The sequence below is a fragment of the Corynebacterium drakensteinense genome (assembly GCF_041224285.1).
Classification (GTDB): Bacteria; Actinomycetota; Actinomycetes; order Mycobacteriales; family Mycobacteriaceae; genus Corynebacterium.
Genome location: NZ_JAXOFP010000009.1, coordinates 15,443 through 39,127 on the forward strand (window position 1 = coordinate 15,443; position 23,685 = coordinate 39,127).

Sequence of the window (23,685 nt, forward strand, 5' to 3'; positions counted from 1 at the left end):
TTTTCTCGACACTCCAACTCCTAGCGAAGGAAGGCCACCATGGATTCAGTCCTCGTGTTTGGGCTACGCATCGGCCTATTAGTGCTGTTGTGGCTGTTCATTCTGGTGGCGCTGAACGCGATGCGCCGCGACGCGAAATTCGCCGCAGCTGGCACCGCGCCCGCAGCCGCATCCACCGGGTTCACGCCACCGGCTCCGCGTTCTCGCAAGCCAGCCGCCCAGATCACAGTGGTCGATGGTCCACTGCGGGGCTCGCACATGCAGATCACTTCGCTGGAAGAATTCATCGTCGGCCGGGCACCAGATTGTGATTTCGTCGTCGGTGACGATTACGCCTCGTCGCGCCACGCCCGCTTATTCCGTCGTGGCAGCGAATGGTTTATCGAAGATTTGGATTCTCGAAACGGCACGTTCGTTGCTGGCGCTAGGATTGACCAGCCAGAACGCATCGCCGTGGGAACTGATATTAAACTGGGGCGTTCACTATTGAGGCTGGTGCCATAGATGACTCCATCGCAGAAATCATTGAAGCTTAACTACACCGCGGCCTCGGACCGCGGTCTTGTTCGTACTAACAACGAAGATTCCGCCTTCGCCGGCCGGAATCTTTTGGTGCTTGCCGACGGCATGGGTGGCCACGCCGCCGGTGAAGTCGCCTCGCAATTGCTGGTCACGACCCTGCAAAATCTGGACCGCGACCCAGGCGACAATGACATGCTCGCGCTGCTGGGTTCCGCTGCCGACGACGCCAATGCTGCGATCGCCGATACCGTGCGCCAGCGCCCCGAAACTGAAGGCATGGGCACCACCTGTACGGCCCTGATGTTCAACGGCTCCGCCTTTGGCATGTGCCATGTTGGCGATTCGCGCGGCTACCGTTTACGCGACGGCAAGTTGGAACAGATCACCGTCGACGACACCTATGTGCAGTCGCTGGTGGATTCCGGCAGCCTGCAGCCTGAAGATGTCTCCACCCACCCGCAGAAATCACTGATTCTGAAGGCCTACACCGGCCGCCCGGTGGATCCGACGCTGCGCACCATCGACGCCAAACCCGGCGATCGCCTGTTGCTGTGCTCGGATGGGCTCTCGGACCCGGTGACCGCCGACACTATTGAAACCACCCTGCGAGAAGGCACCCCGGAGCAAGCTGCCACGAGGTTGATCGACCTTGCGCTGCGCTCAGGTGGGCCGGACAACGTCACCGTCGTGGTCGCTGATGTCTTGGCTGGCGACGACGATTCCACCTCCGTTCCCAACGCTCCCGTCAGCGCCGGTGCTTTGGCGTTGCCGGAAAGCGAGCGCGCCCACCCGGATACCGCAGCGGGGCGTGCGGCAGCCTTGAACCGGCGTCCACAGATTGTGGAGCCGAATGCGCAGGCAGCTGCAGGCGGTGCCACCGCTGCTGCTGGCAGCGCTGCCGGCCACGGTGGTGCAGGAGGTCCTGATGGTCCGGGAAATAGCGGTGCCGGCGCGAATAACGCCGGCGGCTCCGGAAACCAGGGAAACCTCAACGGCTCCGGCTCAGCTGGTTCCGGCCTGCACGATGGTGCTGCCGAGCAACCCAGTAAGCGCGGCCGCAACTGGACGCTGGCTATCGTCGTACTTGTTTTGCTCGTCGGCCTGGTCGGCGGCGGCTGGTGGGCGTATTCGTCCACGCAGGATAATTACTATATCGCCACCAACGATAAAGATGAGCTGATCATCGAACGCGGGGTGAATTATTCACTTTTCGGCAAGGATTTACATGAACCGTACCAACGGGTGTGCCTGACCGAAGATGATGAAGTCCGCACCACCGGTTTCGACGAGAAACCTGCCAACGATTGCCACTCGTTTTCGCTAAACGACCTTCCCGGTTCGGTGCGGGGTTCCATTGATCACCTCGACTCAGGATCGTATTCAGAGGTCACCGATCAGCTGCAGCGCCTGTCCGATAAAGCGCTGCCGGTGTGTGTAAACCGCGCTGACAAAGCTGACAAGGCTGATGCTGCGAAAGACACCGCCGACCAAAACCCCGGCGAAGGCAGCAACAACGCTGGCGAGTCCGGCGCAGAAGCGAACAGTTCCGATGACGGCGGTTTGTCCACCCCAGGCGTGAACTGCAGGGAGGTGTCCTAAATGTCACGAGTATTCATCCGCTCGACAGAACTCGGGCTGCTCATCGTCGCAGCCATCGTTTTCGCGGCCACCCTGGCTAGCTTCGAGCTCTCCCAGGGCTCAACGTTATCGGTGACCTTCCTGTATTTCGTCGGCGCGTTCATCGGTGTTTTCACCGTCGCGCACATCGCATTAACGATCTGGGCTCCCTATGCCGATCAGATCATGCTGCCCGTCGTCAGCTTGCTCAACGGTTTGGGCCTGGTCATGGTCTACCGCATCGACGCCGCCAAGGATCTCGGCCTGGCAAACCGCCAGGTCATGTGGTCTGTCATTGGTGTTGCGCTGATGGTCGCCGTGCTGATCATCGTTCGCGACCACAAGGTGCTCACCCGCTATTCCTACCTGCTGGGCGCATTAGGCCTGGTCTTGCTGGCACTGCCGCTGGTGTGGCCGACCTCAATCAACGCTGATGCCCGCATCTGGATCCAAATCGGCAGCTTCACGCTGCAACCTGGCGAATTCTCCAAGATCTTATTGTTGATGTTTTTCGCCCAATTGCTGGTGCAAAAACGTGCGCTGTTCACCGTCGCCGGATACCGCGTTTTCGGCATCTCCTTCCCGCGCCTGCGCGACCTCGCCCCCATCCTGTTGGTGTGGGCGATCGCGATTATGATCATGGCCATCTCCAATGACTTCGGCCCGGTTCTGCTGCTGTTTAGCACCGTGTTGGGCATGTTGTTCATGGCCACCGGCCGCTGGTCGTGGCTGATCATCGGGCTGGCTTTGACCGTGCTGGGCGGCGCTTTCGTGTATTCGCTTTCGGCAAAGATCCAGGACCGTTTCTCCGCTTTCCGTAACCCGCTTGACGACGTCGACGGCACCGGTTTCCAGCTGTCGCAGTCGCTGTTCGGCATGTCCTGGGGCGGGGTGACCGGCACTGGTTTGGGCGAAGGCCACCCAGACATCATCCCCGTGGTGTGGACGGACTTCATTCTCGCCGCCATTGGTGAAGAACTCGGCCTGATTGGCCTGACCGGCGTGCTGATCTTGTTCGCTCTGCTGGTCTCGCGTGGTTTCAACACCTCGCTGAAAGTCCGCGATTCCTACGGCAAGTTGTTGGCTGCAGGGCTGTCGCTGACGATGGCCATTCAGGTTTTCGTCGTCGTCGGTGGCATCACTGCCCTGCTGCCGATGACCGGTCTGACCACGCCGTTCATGTCAGCCGGTGGTTCGTCGTTGATGGCAAACTACGTGTTGCTCGCGCTTTTGCTGCGCATTTCTCATGGCGCGCGTCGTCCATCTGAGGAAGCCACCGGAAACCACGCAAACAATGGGGGCGCAGGCGCTGCTTCCGGCCCAGCAGCAGGCGCTGCACCAGGAATGGAGCACACCGGCGTGTTCAATATGCACCAGGGGGCGAAACGATGAACCGTTCTATTCGCCTAGTCGCAATCTTTGCGATCATTCTGACCATCATCTTGCTGATCAACCTGACCATCGTGCAGGCGTTCCAGGAAGATAAATACGCCAACCACCCGGCAAACCAGCGCGGATTCTACGATTCGCAGACCATCGCACGTGGCCAGATCTCTGCCGGTGGCCAAGTGCTGGCCGAGTCGCTGCCGAACGCGGATGAAACCTATTCGCGCAACTACCCCACCAACCCGCAGGCATTTAGCAATATCGTTGGCTACCTGTCGGATCAGTTCGGCGCATCACAGTTGGAGCAATCCCACAACGATATTCTCAACGGCACAGATTCTTCTCTGTTGTCCACCAACTGGCGCGATGTCATCACCGGCAAGCAGCCCAACGGCGCAAACCTGGAGCTGACCATCGACCCGAATATGCAACAGTTCGCGTACCAGCAGCTGGCAGAGCTGGGCTATCAGGGTGCCACGGTGGCGATCCAGCCTTCGACGGGTGCGGTCAAAGCCATGGCTTCGTCGCCAAGCTTCGACCAAAACACCCTGCTTGGCGACGGCGCGCAAGACTCCTGGACTGAGCTGACCAGCACCGACGGCAACCCGTTGCTCAACCACGCCACCCAAGAAACCCTGCCGCCGGGATCGATCTTCAAGATCATCACCACCGCCGCAGGCATCGAAGCTGGCTACGGGCCCGAATCCACGCTGACGGGTGCGCCATCAATCACGCTGCCGAACACCAACACGGAATTGACCAACTACGCCGGTGAAGCCTGCGCGGGTGCGGATGCAGTCTCGTTGCTCACCGCATTCCAGTACTCCTGCAACACGGCGTTCGTGGAAATGGGCATCGACATCGGCGACGAGGCCATGCGAAACACCGCCCAGGCTTTTGGTATTGGCGAAAACTATGACTTGGGCATCCCCACCTCGCCTGGCGCGTTGGGCGATCTGCCCGACGAAGCCGCATTGGGGCAGTCGTCGATTGGCCAGCGCGATGTCACCATGTCCGCGTTGCAGGCAGCCGTGATGGCCGCGACGATCGCCAACGACGGCGAGCGCATGCAGCCGTATGTCGTCGACAAGATCACCAGTTCTAACCTGCGCGATATCAAAACCACCAAGCCGCATTCGCTCAACCAAGCGATCCCGGCCGAAACTGCAGCTACCATCGAAGAGATGATGCGCGCTTCCGAAGCCCACACCGTCGGTGCTTCTGCCGGCGATATTGCGTCCAAGACCGGTACCGCAGAGCACGCCGAAGGTTCCGCCCCACACACCTGGTACGTCGCCTACCTGCCAGATGCTGATCTGGCAGTGGCTGTCGTCGTCAAGAATGGTGGCGGCCAAGGCGTGGGTGCCACCGGTGGCTCTGTAGCCGCACCACTGGGCCGGGCTCTGCTCGACTTTGGCAGGGGGCAGTAATTTATGGCTGACGTGAACAATCGGGAAAATATCCAGGCGCTGATTGGCGACGATTACGAACTGCAGTGGGTCATTGGCCACGGCGGCATGTCCACGGTGTGGCTTGCCGACGATCACGCGAATGATCGCGAAGTGGCCATCAAGATCCTGCGCCCGGAGTTTTCGGATAACAACGAGTTTTTGGATCGCTTCCGCAACGAAGCCGACGCCGCCCGTTGTCTCGAATCCGACAACGTCGTGGCGACCTACGATTATGCAGAGGTCACCGAAGACAACGGCCACACGTTCTGTTTCATCGTCATGGAGTACATCCGCGGTGAATCACTGGCGGATTTGTTACAACGCGAAGGCAGTCTCGACGAATCCCTCGCGCTCGACGTGCTGGAACAAGCCGCGCACGGGTTGTCGATTATCCACCGCATGGGCTTGGTGCATCGCGACATCAAGCCCGGAAACCTGTTGGTGACACAAAACGGGCAGGTGAAAATCGCTGACTTCGGTATTGCGAAAGCCGCCGAAGCAGTCCCACTGACCCGCACCGGAATGGTGGTAGGCACCGCGCAATATGTTTCACCGGAACAAGCCCAAGGTCATTCGGTGACTCCGGCATCCGATGTGTATTCACTGGGTGTCGTGGGCTACGAGATGCTGGCTGGCAAGCGCCCATTCCAGGGCGATTCTTCAGTCTCGGTGGCACTCGCCCACATCAATCAGGCGCCAGAGGCCTTGTCGACGCAGATCAGCGCCCCGGCGCGCGAATTGATCGGGATCGCGTTGCGCAAAGATGCGCACATGCGTTTTGCCGACGGTAACGAATTCGCCGTGGCCGCCTCCAAGGTGCGCTTGGGGCAACGTCCACCGGCGCCGAAGTCGGCTGCTTTGGCAACTGTTGCGAAAGAACCCGCTCCGTCGGCGTCGACGCAGCAGCTCAGCCAGGTGACGAATGCGCGTACCGCGAGCCCGTCGACTGCGCGTCCGCGAACCCCGCAGCCAGTGCCCGCACCAGCAAGCCACGTGGCGCAGGTGCAACAACCTGCGGTTGGCCAGCCGTATACCGGTGCCGGGCAAGCTGCACCCGTGCAGCCTGTGCATCAGCCGAAGAATTCCGGCGCCGGTGCTGGTTTTGGCTGCGGCATGTTCGTTGCTGTGGTCATCGCTGGTATTGCCGCGCTTGCTTTGTGGTTCATGGCGACCTACAGCAACGCACTGGATGGGATCTTAGATCGCACCCCGGCTGCGTCGACGTCGACCCAACCCAGCGAGACTGAGCCGGTGATCGTGACTGAATGGGTTGATCCGCCAGCAAACCGCGGTGGCTCGGGGTCTGGCCAGGGCTCCGGTGGAGGCGGTGGCCAAGGCTCTGGATCTGGGACCGGCTCTGGTGCTGGTGGCAATGGCGGCGGCCAGGGCTCCGGCGCTGGTAATGGCAGTGGTGGTAGCGGCAATGCTCCGCAAGCCCCCAACCAACAGCAGCCCGGTGGCCAGCAAGGCGGCGGTGACGCCGAAACCGGAAATGGCAATAGCACTGGCAATGCTGGCGGCGACCAAGACACCGCTGATGCAACCTCGGGCACTGGCCAACGCGGTAACGGCGGCAATCAGCCTGGCTTCGAACCCGGCCAGGGCGGTCGGTCTGGTCAATCTGGTCACGCTGGACAGTCTGGACAGTCTGGGCAGAATCACGCTGGGCAGCCCGGTCATTCCGGTGCCAACCAGCAATCTGGTGGATCCCGCCCAGTTGGTGCGGCCGAGCAGGGGACGGAATAAATCATGAATCACAGCTTGGCGCAGCGCTATGAACTCAGCGAGATCATCGGCAGCGGTGGCATGTCCGACGTGTATGCGGCACAAGATACGTTGTTGGGCCGCGACGTCGCGGTGAAAATGCTGCGTTCCGAAATGGCGCGGGATATGAACTTCCGCGAACGTTTCCGTCGGGAGGCACGAAACTCATCGAAGTTGAACCACCCGAATATCGTGGCGGTCTACGATACCGGCGAAGAAACCATCGACGGCATTGGCATCCCGTACATCGTCATGGAGCGCATTCACGGCCAAACGCTGCGCGATATTTTGCGTAACGACGGGCCGATGAGCCCGCAAGAAGCCGCGGAAATTTTGCAACCCGTGTGCTCTGCGCTGCAAGCCAGCCACGATGCCGGGATCATCCATCGCGATATTAAACCGGCGAATATCATGCTCACCAACACCGGCATGGTGAAGGTGATGGACTTCGGTATCGCCCGCGCGTTGGACGATTCCACCTCGGCGATGACGCAAACCTCCGCCGTCATCGGTACCGCGCAATATCTTTCGCCCGAACAAGCCCGCGGCAAGAACGCGGATGCGCGCTCGGATGTGTATGCGCTGGGTTGCGTGCTCTACGAGACGATCACTGGCTCCACCCCATTCCAGGGCGAAACCCCGTTTGCGGTGGCCTACCAGCACGTGCAAGAAGACGTCACTCCGCCGTCGGAACGCATGCCTGACGTCGACCTTTCCCCCACGTCGTTGCTCAACGTCGATGCCGTGGTGATGACGTCGATGGCCAAACACCCTGGTGATCGCTACCAGTCGGCCGCAGAAATGGGCCAAGACTTAGAGCTGCTCTCGCGTGGTTCGGTTACCCAGGCAGCTCGTGCGCACGTGGCTCCGTCCCAAGAGCAATTCCCCACCCAGACGGTGGAGAACTACCCAGCCACGCGCACCGTGGACCCGGCGCAGAATTACCCGGCTACAGCGCTGGCCGGAGCGGGTACTGCAGGAGCTGTCGGTGCTGCCGGAGGTGCACATGCCGCAACTGGTGCGGTTCCATCCGCTGCCCCCGGCGCGCACGCAGCACACCCAACCGCGACGACGTCGAAACGCTCCAATAATTTCCGTTGGCTAATCGCCTTTATCGTGGTGGCTTTGCTGGTGATCGGCCTCGGCTATGCCTGGAGCGTGCGCAACGACGGCGATTCCCGTCGACAAGCAGACAACGCCGCGCAATCCGAGACCGTCGCGCTGCCGAATATCGTGGGTATGGAACGCAATGAAGCCATCGCCAAATTGGAAGAGCTTGGTTTGCGACCCGAGATCATCGAGGCACCCGACCCAGAGGTTCCCGAGCATCACGTGGTGCGCACGAACCCTTCCGTGGGCTCGCAGCTGCAGCGCAACACAACGGTGACGGTGACGATCTCGACCGGCAAAGAAGACACCCAGGTTCCACGGCTGACAGACCTGACCCCACAGGAAGCATCGGCCGCGTTGGCTGAGGCCGGGCTGGAATTGGAACCAGACGTCTTCGAAGAATTTTCTGATTCTGTCGAACAGGGGCGGATTACCCGGCATGAGCCTGCTGCTGGTGCTAGCTTGCCGAAGGGTTCGAAGGTGCGGGTGACCATCTCGCTGGGCAGAGAAATCGTTGATGTTCGCGTGCCGACGTTGACCGGCATGAACTGGAACCAAGCCCGCGACACTTTGGAATCTTTGGGCTTTGTGCCGAAACCGCAGTTCATCGATTCGCTGGAACCGGCCGATCGCGTTGTGAACGTGATCGATGCTGGTGCGATGCGTCCGGAAGGTTCGGATGTGCGCGTGGAGGTTTCCAATGGTGCATTGATCAAGATGCCGGATATCACCCGCAAGAACCGCAACCAGGCGCTGACTGCACTGCGTGATGCCGGTTGGGAAGGCAGCGACTCGAAGCTCGTGACTGGCGAACCTGTCGATACCGGAGTAATCACCGATCAGGGCTTAGTCTCTGTGACGGCGCCGTCGCCTGGAGATACCATCCGCCGTGACCAAGAGATCACCGCGCGTTACTACGAATTTAACTTGCGCGCGCTGGTTCCCTAAGCAACCTGAGCAGACAGCATTCACGGTCGTGCAGCTTCGCACACCAGTGAGTAGTTCGTCGTAAGTTAGCAGCGTCGTACCCTCCCGCCGGGGGTGCGGCGCTGTTAAACTAGTCAACACTAAACTACAAAGGCCGCCGCGACAGCTGTCCGACGTGCCACACAACGTACGCAGATTAGCAACGTACGCAGAGTAACCGTCCCCGACAACGATTTTGATGAAGGTGCATCATGCCTAAGGCAAAGGTCTCACAATCTAACAACCAGTTTTCCGGCCAGTCTTCGAGCGCTAGCCGCACACCGGTCAAGATCAACACCGGCGGCACCCCAGTCTGGTACAAGGCCTTGATGTTCTTTTTCATCCTCGCCGGGCTGCTCTACCTGGTGGTCAACTACCTGGCAGGCCCATCCATTCCAGTCATGCGCGACCTGCAGGCATGGAACTACGGCATTGGGTTCGGCCTATTCATCATTGGCCTGTTGATGACCATGGGTTGGCGCTAAGTTCTGGCTTCTAACGGCTAGCGCCACTATCCCGACCGGCTCTCTTAACCTCACTGCCAGCGAGAACAGTGCGAAAAATTTTTTTTAACTCTGCGTGTAATAATTCCGGGCTTGGGTACACAAACCAGGTGTAAGGAATTCAAGCCCGTGAGTTAAGGAGAAAACATGAAAACTCGTGGCACCGCAATCACCGCCGGAATCATCGGCACCATCGCTATCGCTGGTGGCGGCATCGCGCTCGCAACCTCCGCACAGGCACCATTCAGTGAAAACGCCTTCGAGGTGGCCGGCGAGAACCTAGATGTCACCGTCGACGGCATCGTGCAGCCCGGCGAAGAGCTCCTGATCGCCGCTACCTGCCCAGGCCAGGACGTTCGCGCAGAGCTAGAGACCAGCTTCGGTGAAGCCACCACCATGTCCCCGGGTGCCGACGTCGGCAAGCTCATCGGTTATGTCACCCTGCCAGCAGATTTCGCTGACGAGGACGCCACCGCCACCATCACGTGCTCGTCTGGCGTGACCGACACCGTCGCCATCAACTAGGCACCCACCCGGGCAATGTGTGCAGTGAATTGCCCGTGCCGTTTTCCACATCCGCGCAGTAGGAATTGTTTGTGACCAGCGATTCTCGTCCGGCTCAAGACCGGGCGACCTTCACCACTATCTACCGGGAACACTACCCGCAGATTTTGGCCTACCTTCGCCGGCGCATCGCTGCTGCTGCGGCAGAGGAATACTGTGCAGAGGTATTCGGGCGCGCCTGGGCGAACTTTGCGTCGCTGTTGCACCCGCAGCGCCCGTTGCCGTGGCTGTATGGCATCGCCGGCAATGTGGTCAAGGAGTATTACCGCAGTAAGTCATCACACCAGGACCATGTGGAAGAAGATACCGAGCTTGATCAGATTGCTGCCGACGACTTCAGCCAAGTCGCGGATTTGTCGCTGGATATCAACCGCGCACTGAACACTCTTGCTTATGGAGATCGCGAAATCATCGCCTTGCACGCGTGGGAACAGTTGAGCATCACCGATATCGCCGACAGCTTGGGCATCACCGAAAACAATGCCCGGGTAAAACTGCACCGTGCACGCACCAAACTCAAAGAAGCGCTGGAACCACAAAACTTAGGTCGGTCGTAATGACACACTTTGACGATGAGCTCACCCGGCAACTTGCCGCGGCCAACCCGGTACGCGAGCCTGAGCTGACCGAGCTGGAAAAACGCCGCAGCGAGAAACACCTGCAGGCAATTCTTGGCGACGGGGCTGCCACGGCGCAACCAGACGACGTTGCCGAGGCACAGGCTCTGCAGTCCGCGCGCCACGGTAAAGACGGTGCAGGCAATGAAGGCAGCGAAGACAGTGCTCTTGGAAACCGCGGTAGCAGCAGAAACAGCAGAAACAGCAGTAGCTGGACGGGGCGCAGCCAGCGCAGCCGTTGGCTGTTGGGTGCGGCCGCTGCTGTCAGCGCAATCGCGCTGGGTACGGGAGTCTTGCCGTCGTTGTTTCACGGGCACGAAGCCACCGCGACCGCCGAAGAAATCCTGCACACCGCCGGTGAATCCTCGCTGCACGCTGCTGATGCCAGCGATATCGCGGTCACCGCGCAGGAATACTTGGAACGCACCGACCGGCTGGGCACGGAATTCGTCTCCACGTCTTATGAAGTCTCTGCTGCTGGCGAGGTACGCACCACCACAAAGCAAAGCAATAATGCTCCGGCAGAATTGCAGAACGCAGACCGCGGTTTGTCCGTGGAGCCAGCACAATTGCAGGCCACCGGTGCCGATGCCACTGCCCTGCGTGCACTGGCAGATTCTCTGGATGATTCCACAGCACGCGGTGTGCTGAAACTGCTGCTGCACCCGGCGTTGTCGAGCGACCAGCAAAAAGTTTTGTATGAGCTGATGGCCTCGCTGGACGGCAATGACCTGGCTGGGGTGGAGCAATCAACCACCGGCGGTGATGACGAGATCGTCACCGTGATCCGCGATGTGGACCAGCTGAGCTTTTCGGTTATTCCCGCGACCGGCCAATTGGTGCGTGTGCACGGTTTGGTGGGCCCGGAAATTACCACCGAGGTTGCCGCCACCGCGATCGTGGATTGCGTGCACGTGACCGGATTGGAAGGCCCGGAGATGATTTCTACCGCGTGCGCGGATAACAACTATTACGTGGACGATCTTGCGTGGGAAAACTGGGGTGGCGATACCGCCACGGCCACCGGCACCGCGTGGATCAATAATTGCGATCCACTCTGCGCCGACGGTGAATTTGAAACCTTCCCGGTGCGCCTGACCTTGGATAGCCGCGAAGAGTGCGGTTATAACGCGCGGATTTATTCCCGCATGGCGTTGGAATACCCAGAAAACCCGGAGCGTAACGAAGAATTCTCCATCGGTTGTGCCCAGACCGGTAATACCCAAACCAGCACTACCTTGACCAACAACACCTAGGCCAGCACTACCAAGGCCGACGCTACCTAGGCCGTGGCGCTGCACAGCACCCACACACCACCCCCATGGTGTCCACAACTTGTGAATTGTTGTGGATAACCGTGGGGATTTTTCGTCTCAGTCACCACAAGTTGTCGACAAAGTTATCCACAAGTTGTGGACTAATTTGTGAAAAACGTCGATTGTGGACAATTCATTTCGCCAGATTTCACGGGCTGTGAACAAAACCGTGGAAGAAAATCTACAAATTCAGGGTGTTAGCTGCATAAATGACACTAAAGTGAAACTTGAGGTTCTAAATTACAAGCATAGTTTTCCACATTATCCACAAGACTTGTGGATAACTTTCGGGGAGTTCTCCACAGCAAATACCGGTGGATAACTCCGTGAATAACAAGTGATTTATCCACACTCCCCAGTTACCAGTGCACAACAAAAACCCGGAGCCAACACACAATGCTCTGTGTGCGGACTCCGGGTAGAAGTGCTGGGGTCTTAGCCGATTATGCTTCCTCGGAAATCTCCACGGACTCGATGACAACGTCGTCATGCGGACGATCCATGCGATCAGTCGAGACCTTAGCGATCTTGTCGACGACCTTCTGCGAATCCTTATCAGTGACTTCACCGAAAATGGTGTGCGCACCGGTCAGGTGTGGGGTCTTGCCGACGGTGATGAAGAACTGCGAACCGTTGGTACCTGGGCCGGCATTTGCCATAGCCAACAGGTATGGGCGGTCGAAGGACAGCTCTGGGTGGAACTCATCGCGGAACTGGTAGCCCGGGCCGCCACGGCCTGTGCCGGTTGGGTCGCCGCCCTGGATCATGAAGCCATCGATGATGCGGTGGAAGATCGCGCCGTCATAGAACGGGCCTTCCTGGCCACCCTGCGCATTCTGGGTGGAGTATTCCTGGGTTCCCTTGGCCAGGCCGACGAAGTTCTCGACGGTTACTGGTGCGTGATTGCCGAACAGCTCAATCACGATATCGCCATGATTAGTGTGCAAAGTTGCCTTGGCAGTGGATTTACTCATGCCCACCAGTATAGACGACATCGTCCACCCAGCTGGTCACACGCGCAGCCAATCCACCGAGTCTTCCAAGCTCAATTAAACTCCGCTACAGCCCCGCTGCCACCACTCACAGTGGCTTTTCAGTACACTACGGTGGTCCCCTAAGCCCCCCGAGATCGTTAGGACGCTACCACCATGGCCGGCGCCCACCGCGCAGAACCCGTCACCCCGCCGCCACGGCCGCAACTGACCCGTGTCGGCTGGTGGTATACGATCCGTCGCATCGTCGTGCAATCGCTCCGGCTACAAATCCCGGACATGGGCGCCGGGCTCACTTATTTCACGCTGCTGGCACTAGCGCCGACGTTGCTGGTGTTTTATGGCATCAGTGTGCTCATTATGGCCAATAACCGCGAGCTTCTAGAAAACTTGCTATGGGATTTCCTGGGCGGAATTTTGCCGGTCAACCAAACCGAAACCGTGCTCAACACCGTCGATACTGTTTTATCCAGCACGTCGACAAACCTGCTCGGCCTGCTCGCCGGTGTGGTCTTAGCCGCGATCTCCTCATCCGCCTACGTGCGCGCCTTCGCTAGGTTCTCCACCCGCGTGTACGGCGATATCGACGGCCGTCCGCTCCTACACGTCTGGTCATCCATGGCGTTGTTATCCGTAGCCATGATTTTGGGCGTGTGCCTGATCTTCTTGGCGCTCGTCGTCAATGTCACCGTCGTGGAAACACTGATCCAACCCATCGCCGGGCCACTGGGCATCTATGAAGAAATTGAATTTCTCACCACCGCCATCCTGCCGGTCTGGGCATGGGTGCGGTGGCCGGTCATCGTGATCATGGCTGCGGGTCTTATTTCCGTGCTGTATTACTATGCGCCGAACGTGCGCCCGTACCGCTCCAAGTGGCGGATCTTCACTCTCGGGGCATTCGTCGCGCTGGTACTGATCTTCCTCACCGGCGGCGGGCTGTATGTGTACTTCGTGCACCTATCGTCGTTGAATTCTTATGGTGCACTGGGCTCGATCGTGACGTTTTTCTTCGGCTGCTGGATCGCCAACACGAGCCTGGTCTTCGGCGTCGTCATTGATGCTGAGGTCGAACGCACCCGGCAGCTGCGCGAAGGCATTTTGGATGCTGATAGCGACGACAACACCCGCCTTGCCGAACAAGCCCCACACCTAGAGCACCGGTCCACAAAACAGCAAGAAAAAATGGAGCGCGTCCTCAGCTCACTGGAAAATGATGCCCAGCAGCTCAAGGACGCGCCCTAAAATTAGGCTCCCAGAATTAGTTCAGCGATTCCACCACGTTGTTACGGGCGGTCACCATGTTGCGCAGCGACTCTTCGGTCTCTTCGTAACCACGGGTCTTCAAACCACAGTCCGGGTTGATCCACAGGCGCTTCTCGTCGACGTTCTTCAGCGCCGCGCGGATCAGCTCTTCCATCTCCTCGACCGATGGGATACGTGGCGAGTGGATGTCGTAGATGCCTGGGCCGATTTCGCTGGTGAAGGAATCGTTGAGATCCTCCAGCAACTCCATGCGCGAACGTGCTGCCTCAATGGAGGTCACATCGGCATCCAGTGCCGCAACCGCGTCGATAATCTGGCCGAACTCGGAGTAGCACAGGTGGGTGTGGATCTGCGTCTTTGGCTTCGCCTCCAGCGAGACCAAACGGAAGGCACGCACAGCCCAGTCCAGGTATTCCGCGCGGTCAGAAGCACGCAGTGGCAGCAGCTCACGCAGGGCTGGCTCGTCGATCTGGATGATGTCGATGCCAGCGTCTTCCAGGTCAGCGACTTCGTCGGCAAGCGCGACACCGATCTGGTCGGCGGAGACGGACTGGTGGACATCGTCACGAATGAACGACCACGCCAGGATAGTCACCGGACCAGTCAGCATGCCCTTGACGTGCTTGTCGGACAGCGACTGCGCGTACTTCGCCCACTCGGTAGTCATGGCCTCTGGGCGGGAGACATCGCCGACGACAATTGGTGGACGGGTGCAACGGGAACCGTAGGACTGTACCCAGCCGTTTTCGGTGACGACGAAGCCGTCGAGAAGCTCCGCGAAGTACTGCACCATGTCGTTACGCTCTGGCTCGCCGTGTACCAGCACGTCGATGCCCAAGTCTTCCTGCAGCTTGATCACGGAAGCGATCTCGCCGCGCAGCTCTTCGACGTACTGCTCGTCGGTGAGCTTACCGGCACGGTGATCGGCGCGGGCACCACGGATCTGCTTGGTCTGTGGGAACGAACCAATGGTGGTAGTCGGCAACTTCGGCAGACCCAGTTCATCCTGGACCTTGATGCGCTCTGCGAACTTCGGCTCGCGGGCAACCTGGCCTTCTGGCAGCTGCGCGACGCGCTTGGCGACGGCGTCGTTGTGGGTGCGCTCGGATTCTTTACGGGTGCGCAGGGCGCGCTCAGAGCGGGCGAAGGTCTGCTCTACCTCGTCGCGCTTGCCGTCCAAGGCAGCAGCAATGGCCACAACCTCGGAGATCTTCTCGTCAGCGAAGGAGAACCAGCCAGCAACGTCGACAGGCAAGTTCTTTTCTGCCTCGACGGTGTGTGGCACGTGCTGCAGCGACACGGAAGTGGTGACGTGCTTGGCGCCGAGCTCTTCGGCAGTTTCGACCAGCGCGTTGAGGTCACCGGCCCAGACGTTGCGGCCATCAACCACACCAGCAACCAGGGTGGTCTGTGGCGACTTAGCGACGGCTTCTTTGATGCGGTTCAGGTAGTTGGAATCCAGTGCCTGGGTAGGGCGAGAAACATCCACCTGGAAAGCCTCTGGGGCGGCGGCCAGCAGCTTGTCCAGGCCAGCCTGCAGCGAACCGTAAGGGGTGGTCAGGTAGACCTGCGGGCGGTTGTCGTTACCCAGCAGCTCGGTCCAGATTTCACCGGCGCGCTCGGCAAGCTCGGCATCGGAGATGCCGGTGTGATCGGCAACCAGGGCTGGTTCTGCAACCTGGACCCATTCCACGCCAGCTTCCTTCAGTGCAGCGAAGACCTGTGCGTAGGATTTCGCGAGGCCATCCAGGCGATCCAGCGGGTTGGTGGTGCCGTCGGCAGCCTTGGACAGTGCCAGCACGGTGACTGGGCCAACCAGGTATGGGCGGATGGTGTGGCCGGCCTCGCGGGCTTCATCGACAAGCTTGAGCAGGCGCTGCGGGCGGGCGGTAAAGGACTGCTCAGCGCTGATTTCTGGGACGATGTAGTGGTAGTTGGTGTCGAACCACTTGGTCATTTCCAGCGGGGCGGTATCCGCGTTACCGCGGGCAAGGACGAATTCTTCATCCAAGCTGACTTCTTCTGCCTCGCCGCCAAGAGCGCCGACAGTCAGCGCGGTCTCTAGAACCTGGTCGTAATACGCGACGTCGGCTGGGATAGCGTAATCGTCGGAAAGACCGAGATCTTTCAGGCGGGCGTAGGTGTCAATACGCAGCGAGTGTGCAGCGGATTCAAAAGTAGGGCGGTCGATGCGGCCAGCCCAATAAGATTCCAGCGCACGCTTAAGCTCGCGGTTAGCACCAACGCGAGGGTAGCCCTCGATGGTTTTCGCTGGGAATGGTGTCTGCGACATGGTGTTGTGGTGTCCTTCCTGGGACAGATCCTGTAACACGTTTCGTGTTGTTGGTTTATTGGTTTGTGCGGGTTTTCGCTGCGCCAGCTCGGCTGTGCTTGGTTGTGCTTGGTTAGCAGCGTGGACTAGCCAGGTGGTGCTGGCGGGCGAATCCCCACTGCTTGCAGTAGTTCTTCGGTGACCTCAGCATTGTTGTGGGTGTAGATGTGCAGGCTGCCAACATCGTTATCCAACATCGCCTGGACGAGTTCGGCGGTGATCGCGATGCCTTCGGCGCGCTCGTCCCGAGCATTTTCTAGTCGACGTACCAGGTGTTCTGGCACCGGCAGGCTGGAAAATTCGGCCATGCGGCGCAGTCGGCGCACGCTGGTGATCGGCATGATGCCGGGGATCTGCGGGATGCGCACCCCAGCCAATTGCGCACGGCGACGGAATTGCAGGAAGTCTTCTGCCTCGAAAAACAGCTGACTGATGGCCAGATCTGCCCCGCTGCGCTGTTTGGATAGCAGCACGTCGAAGTTCTCGTCGTCGGTGCGTGCCTGATAGTGGCCGTTCGGGTAGCTGGCGACGGCGACGGCGAGCCGGCCAGCGGCAAAACGTGCTGCTTGGCGGCCTTCGACCTCGCGGATCAGGCGCACGAGTTCGTCGGCATGCTGCAGGTGATCGGAAGGCAAAGCGACATCGCCTTCGGGCAGGTCGCCGCGCAATGCCAGCAACCCGCGCACGCCAGAATCGATCAGGCGATTAATCCAGGCGATCATTTCTTGTTTGGTACCCGCGGTGCACGCGAGGTGGGCCAGGGTGCGCATGTTGGTTTCCCGGTCGATGCGGGAGATGAACTTCGCGGTGCCATCCAACCAGCCGGAGCGGTGAGAGCTGGTGACAGAGATATAGTCGGGGCGATACGATTCCAGCGTTGCCAGGAGGTTGGAGATCTTTTTCTCGTCGGCATCGTGGCGCGGCGGGATGACCTCGAATGACAATGCGGTGCGCTCGGAACCGGTGTGACGAGCAGATTCGCCAAATGCTGCGTCAGTCAGTCCGTTCAATCCGGAATCTGCACCCGAATCAGCATCCAAATCAGCATTGGAATCATCCAATGGTGCAGAGGCGGATACGCGTGGGGCCATTGCTCGTCATCTCCTTTCCGGCTGATTGCGTCTTGATTGTGTACCAAGCTGTCTAGTGTTGGCATCAATCTAATGCTTGTGCAGCTAACAAGGAAGAACGCTAAAAGATAACACCTTTGCGTGTGCCGTTCATGCTGGAAAAATGGGGCTACGGCGTGCTGAATATAAATCAAGACAGTGCGAAAAATCTGAACCAAGCTGTCTATGGTAATACCATTAATGGGCGCTGATAGATGTGGTGAAAACTCGTACTTTTCGCTGTTCTCTCCCACATCACCACAAATAACCACTATCCTGGGTCTATCTAGCTAGTGAACTAACTAGTGACAATCATGTGATTAACGAGGTGAACCAACCATGAGTTCTGCAAGCGTCAACCTGCGCATCGCGCGCGATCTCGGCTCCAGCGGCTGGGAAAAATTCAAGGATTACCGCGACAAGAAGTCCCAGGAAGCCTTCGAATTTTTAGAAAGCGCCGCAAAGACCGCGGACAAAAGCGCCGAGAAGCACTTCCCCGAGGCACGTAAAGAAGCCGGCAAACTGACCAAGGCCGCTCACGCGCGCTTGGATAAAAGCTTGGAAGCCCTGCAAGAAACCGGCCGCGATCTGATCGACGGCGATGCAGGTGAAACTTTCGAGCAGGTGCGCGATTCTGCTAGTGACAACTTCTCGAAAGCCACCAAGAAGGTGCAAAAGCAGGCAAAGAAACTGCGCAAGAAGGCAGATAAACAATTGAGCCGGAAGAACCGCAAGCGCCTGTCGTGCGCCGAGAAGAAGGCCAACGCTGCTGCCAAGAAGATCAAGGATAAGGCAGCAAAGAAGCTGGACAAGAAGAACGCGAAAAAAGCTGCGAAGAACCTGCAAAAGCAGGCTAGCCAGGCCACCGACAACCTGCCGAAGTCGCTCAAGAAAACCCAGAAGAAGGCAGAAAAGGCCGCTCAGCAGCAGGCAAAGAAGCTGCAGAAAGCCCAGAAGAAGGTACAGAAAAAGACCACGTCTAACTCTCGTGGATTCGGTTTCTACGCCCTGTGGGCTGGCGTTATCGCCGCGATCGTCAGTGTTATTGCCTACGTGCTGAACAAACGCAAATCTGGCGCACCAGAAGAACCACCACGCGCCAGCGATTACAGCTCGAACACCACCAGCACGCTGGTATACTCGTCGACCAGCGACGATGACCTGGAAGCACCAAATACGGATGCTTCTGCAGAGAACGCGAAGGCAGAAAAGAAGGCTGGAGATCTTGCCGAAGACCCAGCTGAGCGCGATGAAGAGCTGCTGGCAGATATCGACGAGCAACTGTCGAAGAACTTCTCCGCAGGCGCTGCCGAGAACTTAGCCGCTTCCGAAGCCACCCGCGCTTCCGCTCACGGCGATACCGACGCCGCCGAAAAGGCCGCGGCCATCGACGAGAAGCTGAAAGAAGAACTCGAGTCTGACTCCGGCGAGTCCGCAGCTGACGAGACTGATTCCGACGAGAAGTAGTCGAACCGTAGTCGAGGTTTAATCGTCGACAAGCACCCTGGCGCCAGGAAGCGTTACACAACGCCCTGGCGCTTTGTCGTCGGTACGGTGCCCGTAAAGAGATAAATGCCATAGCGTCGTAACGTGAGCTCGCCCGCCTGCTTCGATAGTGTTTCTGATAGAAGAAAATACAAAATCGATCGACGCTATCGCCTGCGTCCACCTTCGGTTGTTGGACGAGGTCGAAATAGCACGAGGAGGAAATTTCCATGGGCGTTCAAGGGCTGTCAGTAAAATTGGACAACGGCTCAACCTATTATTTCCCCGCCGGAGTAGCCCCAGGCGAGCAGGGCAACCGCATTGAGATGCTGCGCGAAGCCATCGAAAACGATTCGGTGTTTCACAGCGTCGATGTCGACGGCACGGAACGCACCATCTATGGCAATGAAGTAAAAAACTATCACCTGGGTGAAGTCATTTAATTCTGACGTGTTTTAATGAAGACCATGCCAAAGACTCTGCTGGTCACCAACGATTTCCCTCCGGTAATCGGGGGGATTGAATCATATCTACGGGATTTCGTTTCCCTGCTGGACCCCAACGAGATCATTGTTTTTGCGCCCACACGGGATAAAGCCGCCTGCGAGAGCTACGACGCGCAGCTGCAGTACCCAGTGATTCGCTGGCCACACCGCCTATTACTGCCGACGCCGGGTGCGGCAAAAAAACTCCACGAAATCATCCGCACACACGATATTGATACCGTTTGGTTTGGTGCGGCCGCTCCCCTGGCTTTGCTGGCGAAGACCGCAAAAAAGGCCGGGGCGAAGAAAGTCATTTCCACCACGCACGGCCATGAGGTCGGCTGGTCCATGATTCCCGGGGCACGCCAGGCGCTGCGCGTGATAGGCAACAACTCCGACGTGCTGACGTATATCTCGTCCTACACACGCCGTCGGCTGGAAAAACCCTTTGGTAGCCGCCCGCGCTGGGTGCATCTGCCTTCCGGAGTCAACGCGGATAATTTTGCGGTCGCAAGCCCTGAGCGGCAGGCGGAAGCGAAGCAGACCTTTGGGATTGCTGCGTCTGCGCCGACGATCGTGTGCATTTCGCGTTTTGTCCCGCGTAAAGGCCAGGACAAGCTGTTGCGCGCGTTTCCGGTGTTGCGCAGACAGTTTCCGGATGTGCAGTTGATTTTGGTGGGCCGTGGGCGTTCGGTTCGGCGCCTGGAAAGGCTGCGGCAGAAGTATGCGCCGGATGCTCTTTTGCTAAACAACACGGATTATCAGCAGAACCAGGTGCGCGTTAACAATGCGTTGGCTGCCGCAGATGTGTTCGCGATGCCCGCTCGCACTCGCGCAGGCGGGTTGTCCGTAGAGGGGCTGGGCATCGTGTACTTGGAGGCCCAGGCCTGCGGGCTGCCGGTGATCGCTGGCAATTCGGGCGGTGCGCCAGAGACCATCACGGACGCCACGGGGCTGGTGGTTAACGGGCATCGCGTGAGCAGTCTCGTGCGTGGTTTAGAGACATTGCTTGCCGACGCGCAGCTGCGCTCAAAGATGGGTGCTGCGGGCAGGGAGCACGTCTTCAAGAATTGGAACTGGGATCTGATGGGCGCGCGGCTACAGAAGGAACTGCGCGAGATTTAGGCACTGCGGGAGCTTTAAGCCGTCCGTTTAACTGCCTAGCGCCCGAGTGCACCAATGGCGATGACGTTGACGCCATCAGGCCGACGGTACGACATTCCACCGCCGGTCACGACCAGCAATTCAGCGGGCTCAGGCATCACCGCGGCGAATTTCTGCAGACTCGCCGCCGCACCGTCGACCACATTGGGATGGTGCCCGAGTTTGATCTCCACGAGCACTGTTCGCCCAGCGAGCGTCGTAATCGCATCAACTTCGGTGCCATCCCCGAGGCGAGCGTGATAGACCGGCTCGTTCGTCAGCGCGCGTAATTCATGAACAACCAGCGATTCAAAAAGCTGACCGAAAAATTCAAAGTCGTGTAATAGATCGTCCGGCTGTTTTTGTAGCGCAGCAACTGCTAACGCTGGGTCTGCAAAGTGCCGTTTGGCTGCTTTGCGTAGCGGGGTACGTGAGCGCAGGGATTGTGACCACGCCGGTTGGTCTTGACTGATGAAAATACGCTCGAGAGAATCTAAGTAGTCAATCGCAGTTTCTCGGTGCAATTCGGCATCTGTGGCGATTGCAGTCGTCGACATTTCAGTTCCGATCTCATGAGCCAGAGATCGCATTACCCGCAGAACCCGAGCTGGGTTACGCTTCACCTTGTCCGGTGTGGAAATGTCGAGCTCCACGATGGTCCGTACATAATCACGAAGGTTTGCTTGTGCATCCGCAACACTGAGACGCAAAAAGCCTGGCCACCCGCCTCGGCAAATCCTTTCCGCAAGATCGTGGATAGTTAGTTCCGTCTTGCCGACGCGCGGTGCCTCGCCCTTCACCATGTTGAGCAGTGAAGCTTGTCCAGTGGATTCTCCCGATTCTGCCAGTGTCATGGTGTGCATTGTTAAGCGAGAGAATCTTCCGGCTCCAGAATGGCCTTGCACCGCTTCGGCTGGGGCGGTTGATCCCGTCAAAATAAATTGTCCAGGCAGCCCACGCCCATCAATTTCGTGGCGTACTACATCCCATAATTTTGGTTGTGCCTGCCATTCGTCCAAAACTCTCGGCGTCGGTCCTTGTAATACAAGAGCCGGATCTACCCCATTGAAATCTCCACATCAGGATCGATGTCTACTTTGATTTCGCTCTCGGCATGGTGACGGGCGGTCGCAGTCTTGCCACAACCCTTCGGCCCCTCAATCAACAAGGCTCCAGTGCGCCGCAACGACTGCTCCACAAAAACATCCGTTATCCGCGGAATATAGTCCTGAGACAACACCACTATTTCACCATCCGACAGTTTGAGGCGATTCTAACCGACACTTTGAGGTCATTTTATCCGACAGTTTGAGGCGATTCTAACCGACACTTTGAGGAACTCGTGTCTGAATTCGCGCGTAATTGAGTCCATGTTTCACGTGAAACATTGTTTATCGCGATACCGGTGGATTGGTGGAACGACGCCATGCTTCATCAGAACCTTGACTACCGCACGCCAATAGAGGTTGAAGCAGAGTTTTGCAGCCGACAACCAGCTCGAGAAATAATGGAAATTAAGGCAAATGCCTAGAACAAAACCCAGGGCACTTCAAGTTTTAAGCACAAAAACTGATGTTACTTTTTATTCCCCTTATCTTTCCGCAAAAGCATCAAAGATACAGTTACCGAATAGGTAAAGAGAAAAATGATAATAGCTGTGTGCATACTTACCCCTTAGCCTCAGACTTTCTTAGTCGCAGCAGCCTGCGGAACCAAACCCAAACCGCCAACAAATGCCAGAAAATGGAGAGTAAAAACTTTCCGCGTATTTCAGCTTGCACATCTCCTCCAAAAATGCATTCGTAAGATGCGAGCCCCTTTTTAAGGAAGCAACCTCATCGTAAAACAATAGATTGTAAACTGCAACACAATTTTTCGACTTTTTACTTATTCCCCTTATATGGGGTGAGTATGACCGCCATCTAACCTAAGTAAGGGCATTTTGCGTTAGTTTCCGCATCCCCAGCGGTGGCTTACCCCGACCGATTCTAGGATTACTTGTAAACCAAACCCCGCACACAAACTAACAGACACTCTCAAACCGAAGGGACGACCGAAAGGCAGCACCAGCTCGACACCGCTGACCGCAGAAGATCGGCTACGCCGCGAGGTAGAGAAGCTACAGGCAGAAAATGCGTACTTAAAAAAATTGCGGGACTTGAACAACCAGCGACGAGGCTAAAGGTCGAGGCTATCGTCATCCTCAAGTCAGACCACCGCCTGGAGGACTTGCTGGTTGCGGCATGTCTTGCCCGGTCAACATTTTTCTATCACCAACAACGCCTCACCATGGTTGATAAGCATGCCCAGCTCAAGCAGGAAATCATCGATGTTTTTGAGCGGATGAACCGTCGTTATGGTTACCGGCGAGTGCATGCCCAGCTACGCAGACAAGGATGGGTCGTCAACCATAAGCTGGTCTACAAGCTCATGGACCAACTGGGGCTTAAGTCCAAGGTCAGGGCGAAAAAGAAGTACAACTCGTACAAAGGCACAGTCAGTGACATCGCAGCCAATGTAGTGAATCGATGTTTCACACCTGATGAACCAAATACGGTGTGGGCAAGCGATGTCACGGAGTTTCGCGTTGCTGGCACCAAAGTCTATCTATCGCCAATTATGGACTTATGCGATCGTTCAATCGTGTCGTACAGCGTTGCAACCTCACCGAATACGGTGTTTACCTCGCAGTCTTTGCGTGATGCCATCGCGCAAGAATCACCAGACCAACGATTGCTTGTGCATACCGATCAGGGATTCCAGTACCAGCATTCCAGTTGGCGCACACTCATTACAGGTATTGGTGGCACACAGTCGATGTCAAGGAGGGGAAACTGTTACGACAATGCGGTGATGGAAAACTTCTTCGGGCACCTGAAAACGGAGATGTATCACGGTGAAGTCTTCGACACCGTCGCAGAGTTCAACCAGGCGATCGACGAGTACATCCAGTGGTACAACACCGAACGCATCCAACAACGACTCAAGGGCCTGACCCCGATGCAATATCGAAATCAAACCCTTGAAGCCCTAACCGCCTAGAATTAAACCAGTCCA

At 57.9% G+C, this 23,685-nt stretch carries 19 protein-coding genes and 1 pseudogene; 15 read left to right on the forward strand and 5 right to left on the reverse strand.

Annotated elements, in window-relative coordinates; translation table 11 throughout:
* Window positions 1-39 precede the first annotated feature (39 nt).
* The 10 genes from U1140_RS06500 to U1140_RS06545 all read left to right on the forward strand — a co-directional run bounded on the left by U1140_RS06500 (window position 40) and on the right by U1140_RS06545 (window position 11,756).
* Window positions 40-504: an FHA domain-containing protein FhaB/FipA gene (locus U1140_RS06500; protein WP_369846729.1), complete on the forward strand. Its 465-nt coding sequence runs from the start codon at window positions 40-42 to the stop codon at window positions 502-504.
* Window positions 505-2,121, forward strand: coding sequence for a PP2C family protein-serine/threonine phosphatase (locus U1140_RS06505; protein WP_369846730.1), 1,617 nt, complete (start codon window positions 505-507; stop codon window positions 2,119-2,121).
* Entirely contained in the window at window positions 2,122-3,531 is a 1,410-nt protein-coding gene (locus U1140_RS06510) for an FtsW/RodA/SpoVE family cell cycle protein (protein ID WP_369846731.1), read from the forward strand.
* Window positions 3,528-4,955: a penicillin-binding transpeptidase domain-containing protein gene (locus tag U1140_RS06515; RefSeq protein WP_369846732.1), complete on the forward strand. Its 1,428-nt coding sequence runs from the start codon at window positions 3,528-3,530 to the stop codon at window positions 4,953-4,955. The genes U1140_RS06510 and U1140_RS06515 overlap by 4 nt, the downstream gene beginning before the upstream one ends.
* A gap of 3 nt (window positions 4,956-4,958) precedes the next feature.
* Window positions 4,959-6,722 (forward strand): serine/threonine-protein kinase, encoded by a 1,764-nt coding sequence (locus tag U1140_RS06520; RefSeq protein WP_369846733.1) that lies wholly within the window; start codon window positions 4,959-4,961, stop codon window positions 6,720-6,722.
* 3 nt (window positions 6,723-6,725) lie between these two features.
* The gene (gene pknB / locus U1140_RS06525) at window positions 6,726-8,798 is read left to right on the forward strand and encodes a Stk1 family PASTA domain-containing Ser/Thr kinase (RefSeq protein WP_369846734.1); all 2,073 of its coding nucleotides are present in this window, start codon (window positions 6,726-6,728) and stop codon (window positions 8,796-8,798) included.
* Window positions 8,799-9,028: 230 nt separating this feature from the next.
* On the forward strand, window positions 9,029-9,301 hold the full coding sequence (gene crgA / locus U1140_RS06530) for a cell division protein CrgA (RefSeq protein ID WP_369846735.1): 273 nt from the start codon (window positions 9,029-9,031) through the stop codon (window positions 9,299-9,301).
* A gap of 165 nt (window positions 9,302-9,466) precedes the next feature.
* Window positions 9,467-9,844 (forward strand): hypothetical protein, encoded by a 378-nt coding sequence (locus U1140_RS06535; protein WP_369846736.1) that lies wholly within the window; start codon window positions 9,467-9,469, stop codon window positions 9,842-9,844.
* A gap of 71 nt (window positions 9,845-9,915) precedes the next feature.
* Window positions 9,916-10,440: an RNA polymerase sigma factor gene (locus U1140_RS06540; protein WP_369846737.1), complete on the forward strand. Its 525-nt coding sequence runs from the start codon at window positions 9,916-9,918 to the stop codon at window positions 10,438-10,440.
* Window positions 10,440-11,756, forward strand: coding sequence for a hypothetical protein (locus U1140_RS06545; protein WP_369846738.1), 1,317 nt, complete (start codon window positions 10,440-10,442; stop codon window positions 11,754-11,756). Before U1140_RS06540 ends, U1140_RS06545 begins: the two co-directional genes overlap by 1 nt.
* 503 nt (window positions 11,757-12,259) lie before the next feature.
* Here U1140_RS06545 and U1140_RS06550 read toward each other — a convergent pair.
* Window positions 12,260-12,790, reverse strand: coding sequence for a peptidylprolyl isomerase (locus tag U1140_RS06550; protein ID WP_023018627.1), 531 nt, complete (start codon window positions 12,788-12,790; stop codon window positions 12,260-12,262).
* 174 nt (window positions 12,791-12,964) lie between these two features.
* Here U1140_RS06550 and U1140_RS06555 point away from each other — a divergent pair, with 174 nt between their 5' ends.
* Window positions 12,965-14,053: a YihY/virulence factor BrkB family protein gene (locus U1140_RS06555; protein ID WP_369846739.1), complete on the forward strand. Its 1,089-nt coding sequence runs from the start codon at window positions 12,965-12,967 to the stop codon at window positions 14,051-14,053.
* Window positions 14,054-14,069: 16 nt separating this feature from the next.
* Here U1140_RS06555 and metE read toward each other — a convergent pair whose 3' ends face one another.
* Together metE and U1140_RS06565 are read right to left on the reverse strand one after the other, a co-directional pair.
* Window positions 14,070-16,367, reverse strand: coding sequence for a 5-methyltetrahydropteroyltriglutamate--homocysteine S-methyltransferase (metE, locus tag U1140_RS06560; protein WP_369846740.1), 2,298 nt, complete (start codon window positions 16,365-16,367; stop codon window positions 14,070-14,072).
* A gap of 125 nt (window positions 16,368-16,492) precedes the next feature.
* Window positions 16,493-17,497 carry a methylenetetrahydrofolate reductase gene (locus tag U1140_RS06565; protein WP_284595113.1) on the reverse strand — a complete coding sequence of 335 codons (1,005 nt, stop codon included), beginning with the start codon at window positions 17,495-17,497 and terminating at the stop codon, window positions 16,493-16,495.
* A 357-nt stretch (window positions 17,498-17,854) separates the two neighbouring features.
* Between U1140_RS06565 and U1140_RS06570 the strand changes: the two genes are divergently transcribed.
* The 3 genes from U1140_RS06570 to U1140_RS06580 all read left to right on the forward strand — a co-directional run bounded on the left by U1140_RS06570 (window position 17,855) and on the right by U1140_RS06580 (window position 20,610).
* The gene (locus U1140_RS06570) at window positions 17,855-18,982 is read left to right on the forward strand and encodes a prolipoprotein diacylglyceryl transferase (RefSeq protein ID WP_369846741.1); all 1,128 of its coding nucleotides are present in this window, start codon (window positions 17,855-17,857) and stop codon (window positions 18,980-18,982) included.
* 248 nt (window positions 18,983-19,230) lie between these two features.
* Complete coding sequence (locus U1140_RS06575) at window positions 19,231-19,443, forward strand: hypothetical protein (RefSeq protein WP_284595109.1); 213 nt, start codon at window positions 19,231-19,233, stop codon at window positions 19,441-19,443.
* Between the two features lie 24 nt (window positions 19,444-19,467).
* Window positions 19,468-20,610, forward strand: a complete 1,143-nt coding sequence (locus U1140_RS06580) for a glycosyltransferase family 4 protein (protein WP_369846742.1) — start codon at window positions 19,468-19,470, stop codon at window positions 20,608-20,610.
* 35 nt (window positions 20,611-20,645) lie between these two features.
* Here the strand turns inward: U1140_RS06580 and U1140_RS06585 are convergent, their stop codons facing one another.
* Both U1140_RS06585 and U1140_RS06595 read right to left on the reverse strand, forming a co-directional pair.
* Window positions 20,646-21,482: an ATP-binding protein gene (locus U1140_RS06585; RefSeq protein WP_369846800.1), complete on the reverse strand. Its 837-nt coding sequence runs from the start codon at window positions 21,480-21,482 to the stop codon at window positions 20,646-20,648.
* A gap of 203 nt (window positions 21,483-21,685) precedes the next feature.
* On the reverse strand, window positions 21,686-21,871 hold the full coding sequence (locus U1140_RS06595; protein ID WP_369846743.1) for a hypothetical protein: 186 nt from the start codon (window positions 21,869-21,871) through the stop codon (window positions 21,686-21,688).
* A gap of 893 nt (window positions 21,872-22,764) precedes the next feature.
* Here U1140_RS06595 and U1140_RS06600 point away from each other — a divergent pair.
* Window positions 22,765-23,670: pseudogene (locus U1140_RS06600) on the forward strand (IS3 family transposase); the annotation flags it as partial.
* Window positions 23,671-23,685 lie beyond the last annotated feature (15 nt).

Coding starts and splice junctions, on each gene's coding strand:
- U1140_RS06510 (WP_369846731.1), top strand. CDS start 2,122: ATGTCACGAGTATTCATCCGCTCGACAGAACTCGGGCTGCTCATCGTC.
- U1140_RS06520 (WP_369846733.1), top strand. CDS start 4,959: ATGGCTGACGTGAACAATCGGGAAAATATCCAGGCGCTGATTGGCGAC.
- crgA (WP_369846735.1), top strand. CDS start 9,029: ATGCCTAAGGCAAAGGTCTCACAATCTAACAACCAGTTTTCCGGCCAG.
- pknB (WP_369846734.1), top strand. CDS start 6,726: ATGAATCACAGCTTGGCGCAGCGCTATGAACTCAGCGAGATCATCGGC.
- U1140_RS06550 (WP_023018627.1), bottom strand. CDS start 12,790: ATGAGTAAATCCACTGCCAAGGCAACTTTGCACACTAATCATGGCGAT.
- U1140_RS06575 (WP_284595109.1), top strand. CDS start 19,231: ATGGGCGTTCAAGGGCTGTCAGTAAAATTGGACAACGGCTCAACCTAT.
- U1140_RS06505 (WP_369846730.1), top strand. CDS start 505: ATGACTCCATCGCAGAAATCATTGAAGCTTAACTACACCGCGGCCTCG.
- metE (WP_369846740.1), bottom strand. CDS start 16,367: ATGTCGCAGACACCATTCCCAGCGAAAACCATCGAGGGCTACCCTCGC.
- U1140_RS06500 (WP_369846729.1), top strand. CDS start 40: ATGGATTCAGTCCTCGTGTTTGGGCTACGCATCGGCCTATTAGTGCTG.
- U1140_RS06515 (WP_369846732.1), top strand. CDS start 3,528: ATGAACCGTTCTATTCGCCTAGTCGCAATCTTTGCGATCATTCTGACC.
- U1140_RS06565 (WP_284595113.1), bottom strand. CDS start 17,497: ATGGCCCCACGCGTATCCGCCTCTGCACCATTGGATGATTCCAATGCT.
- U1140_RS06535 (WP_369846736.1), top strand. CDS start 9,467: ATGAAAACTCGTGGCACCGCAATCACCGCCGGAATCATCGGCACCATC.
- U1140_RS06570 (WP_369846741.1), top strand. CDS start 17,855: ATGAGTTCTGCAAGCGTCAACCTGCGCATCGCGCGCGATCTCGGCTCC.
- U1140_RS06580 (WP_369846742.1), top strand. CDS start 19,468: ATGCCAAAGACTCTGCTGGTCACCAACGATTTCCCTCCGGTAATCGGG.
- U1140_RS06545 (WP_369846738.1), top strand. CDS start 10,440: ATGACACACTTTGACGATGAGCTCACCCGGCAACTTGCCGCGGCCAAC.
- U1140_RS06585 (WP_369846800.1), bottom strand. CDS start 21,482: ATGACACTGGCAGAATCGGGAGAATCCACTGGACAAGCTTCACTGCTC.
- U1140_RS06555 (WP_369846739.1), top strand. CDS start 12,965: ATGGCCGGCGCCCACCGCGCAGAACCCGTCACCCCGCCGCCACGGCCG.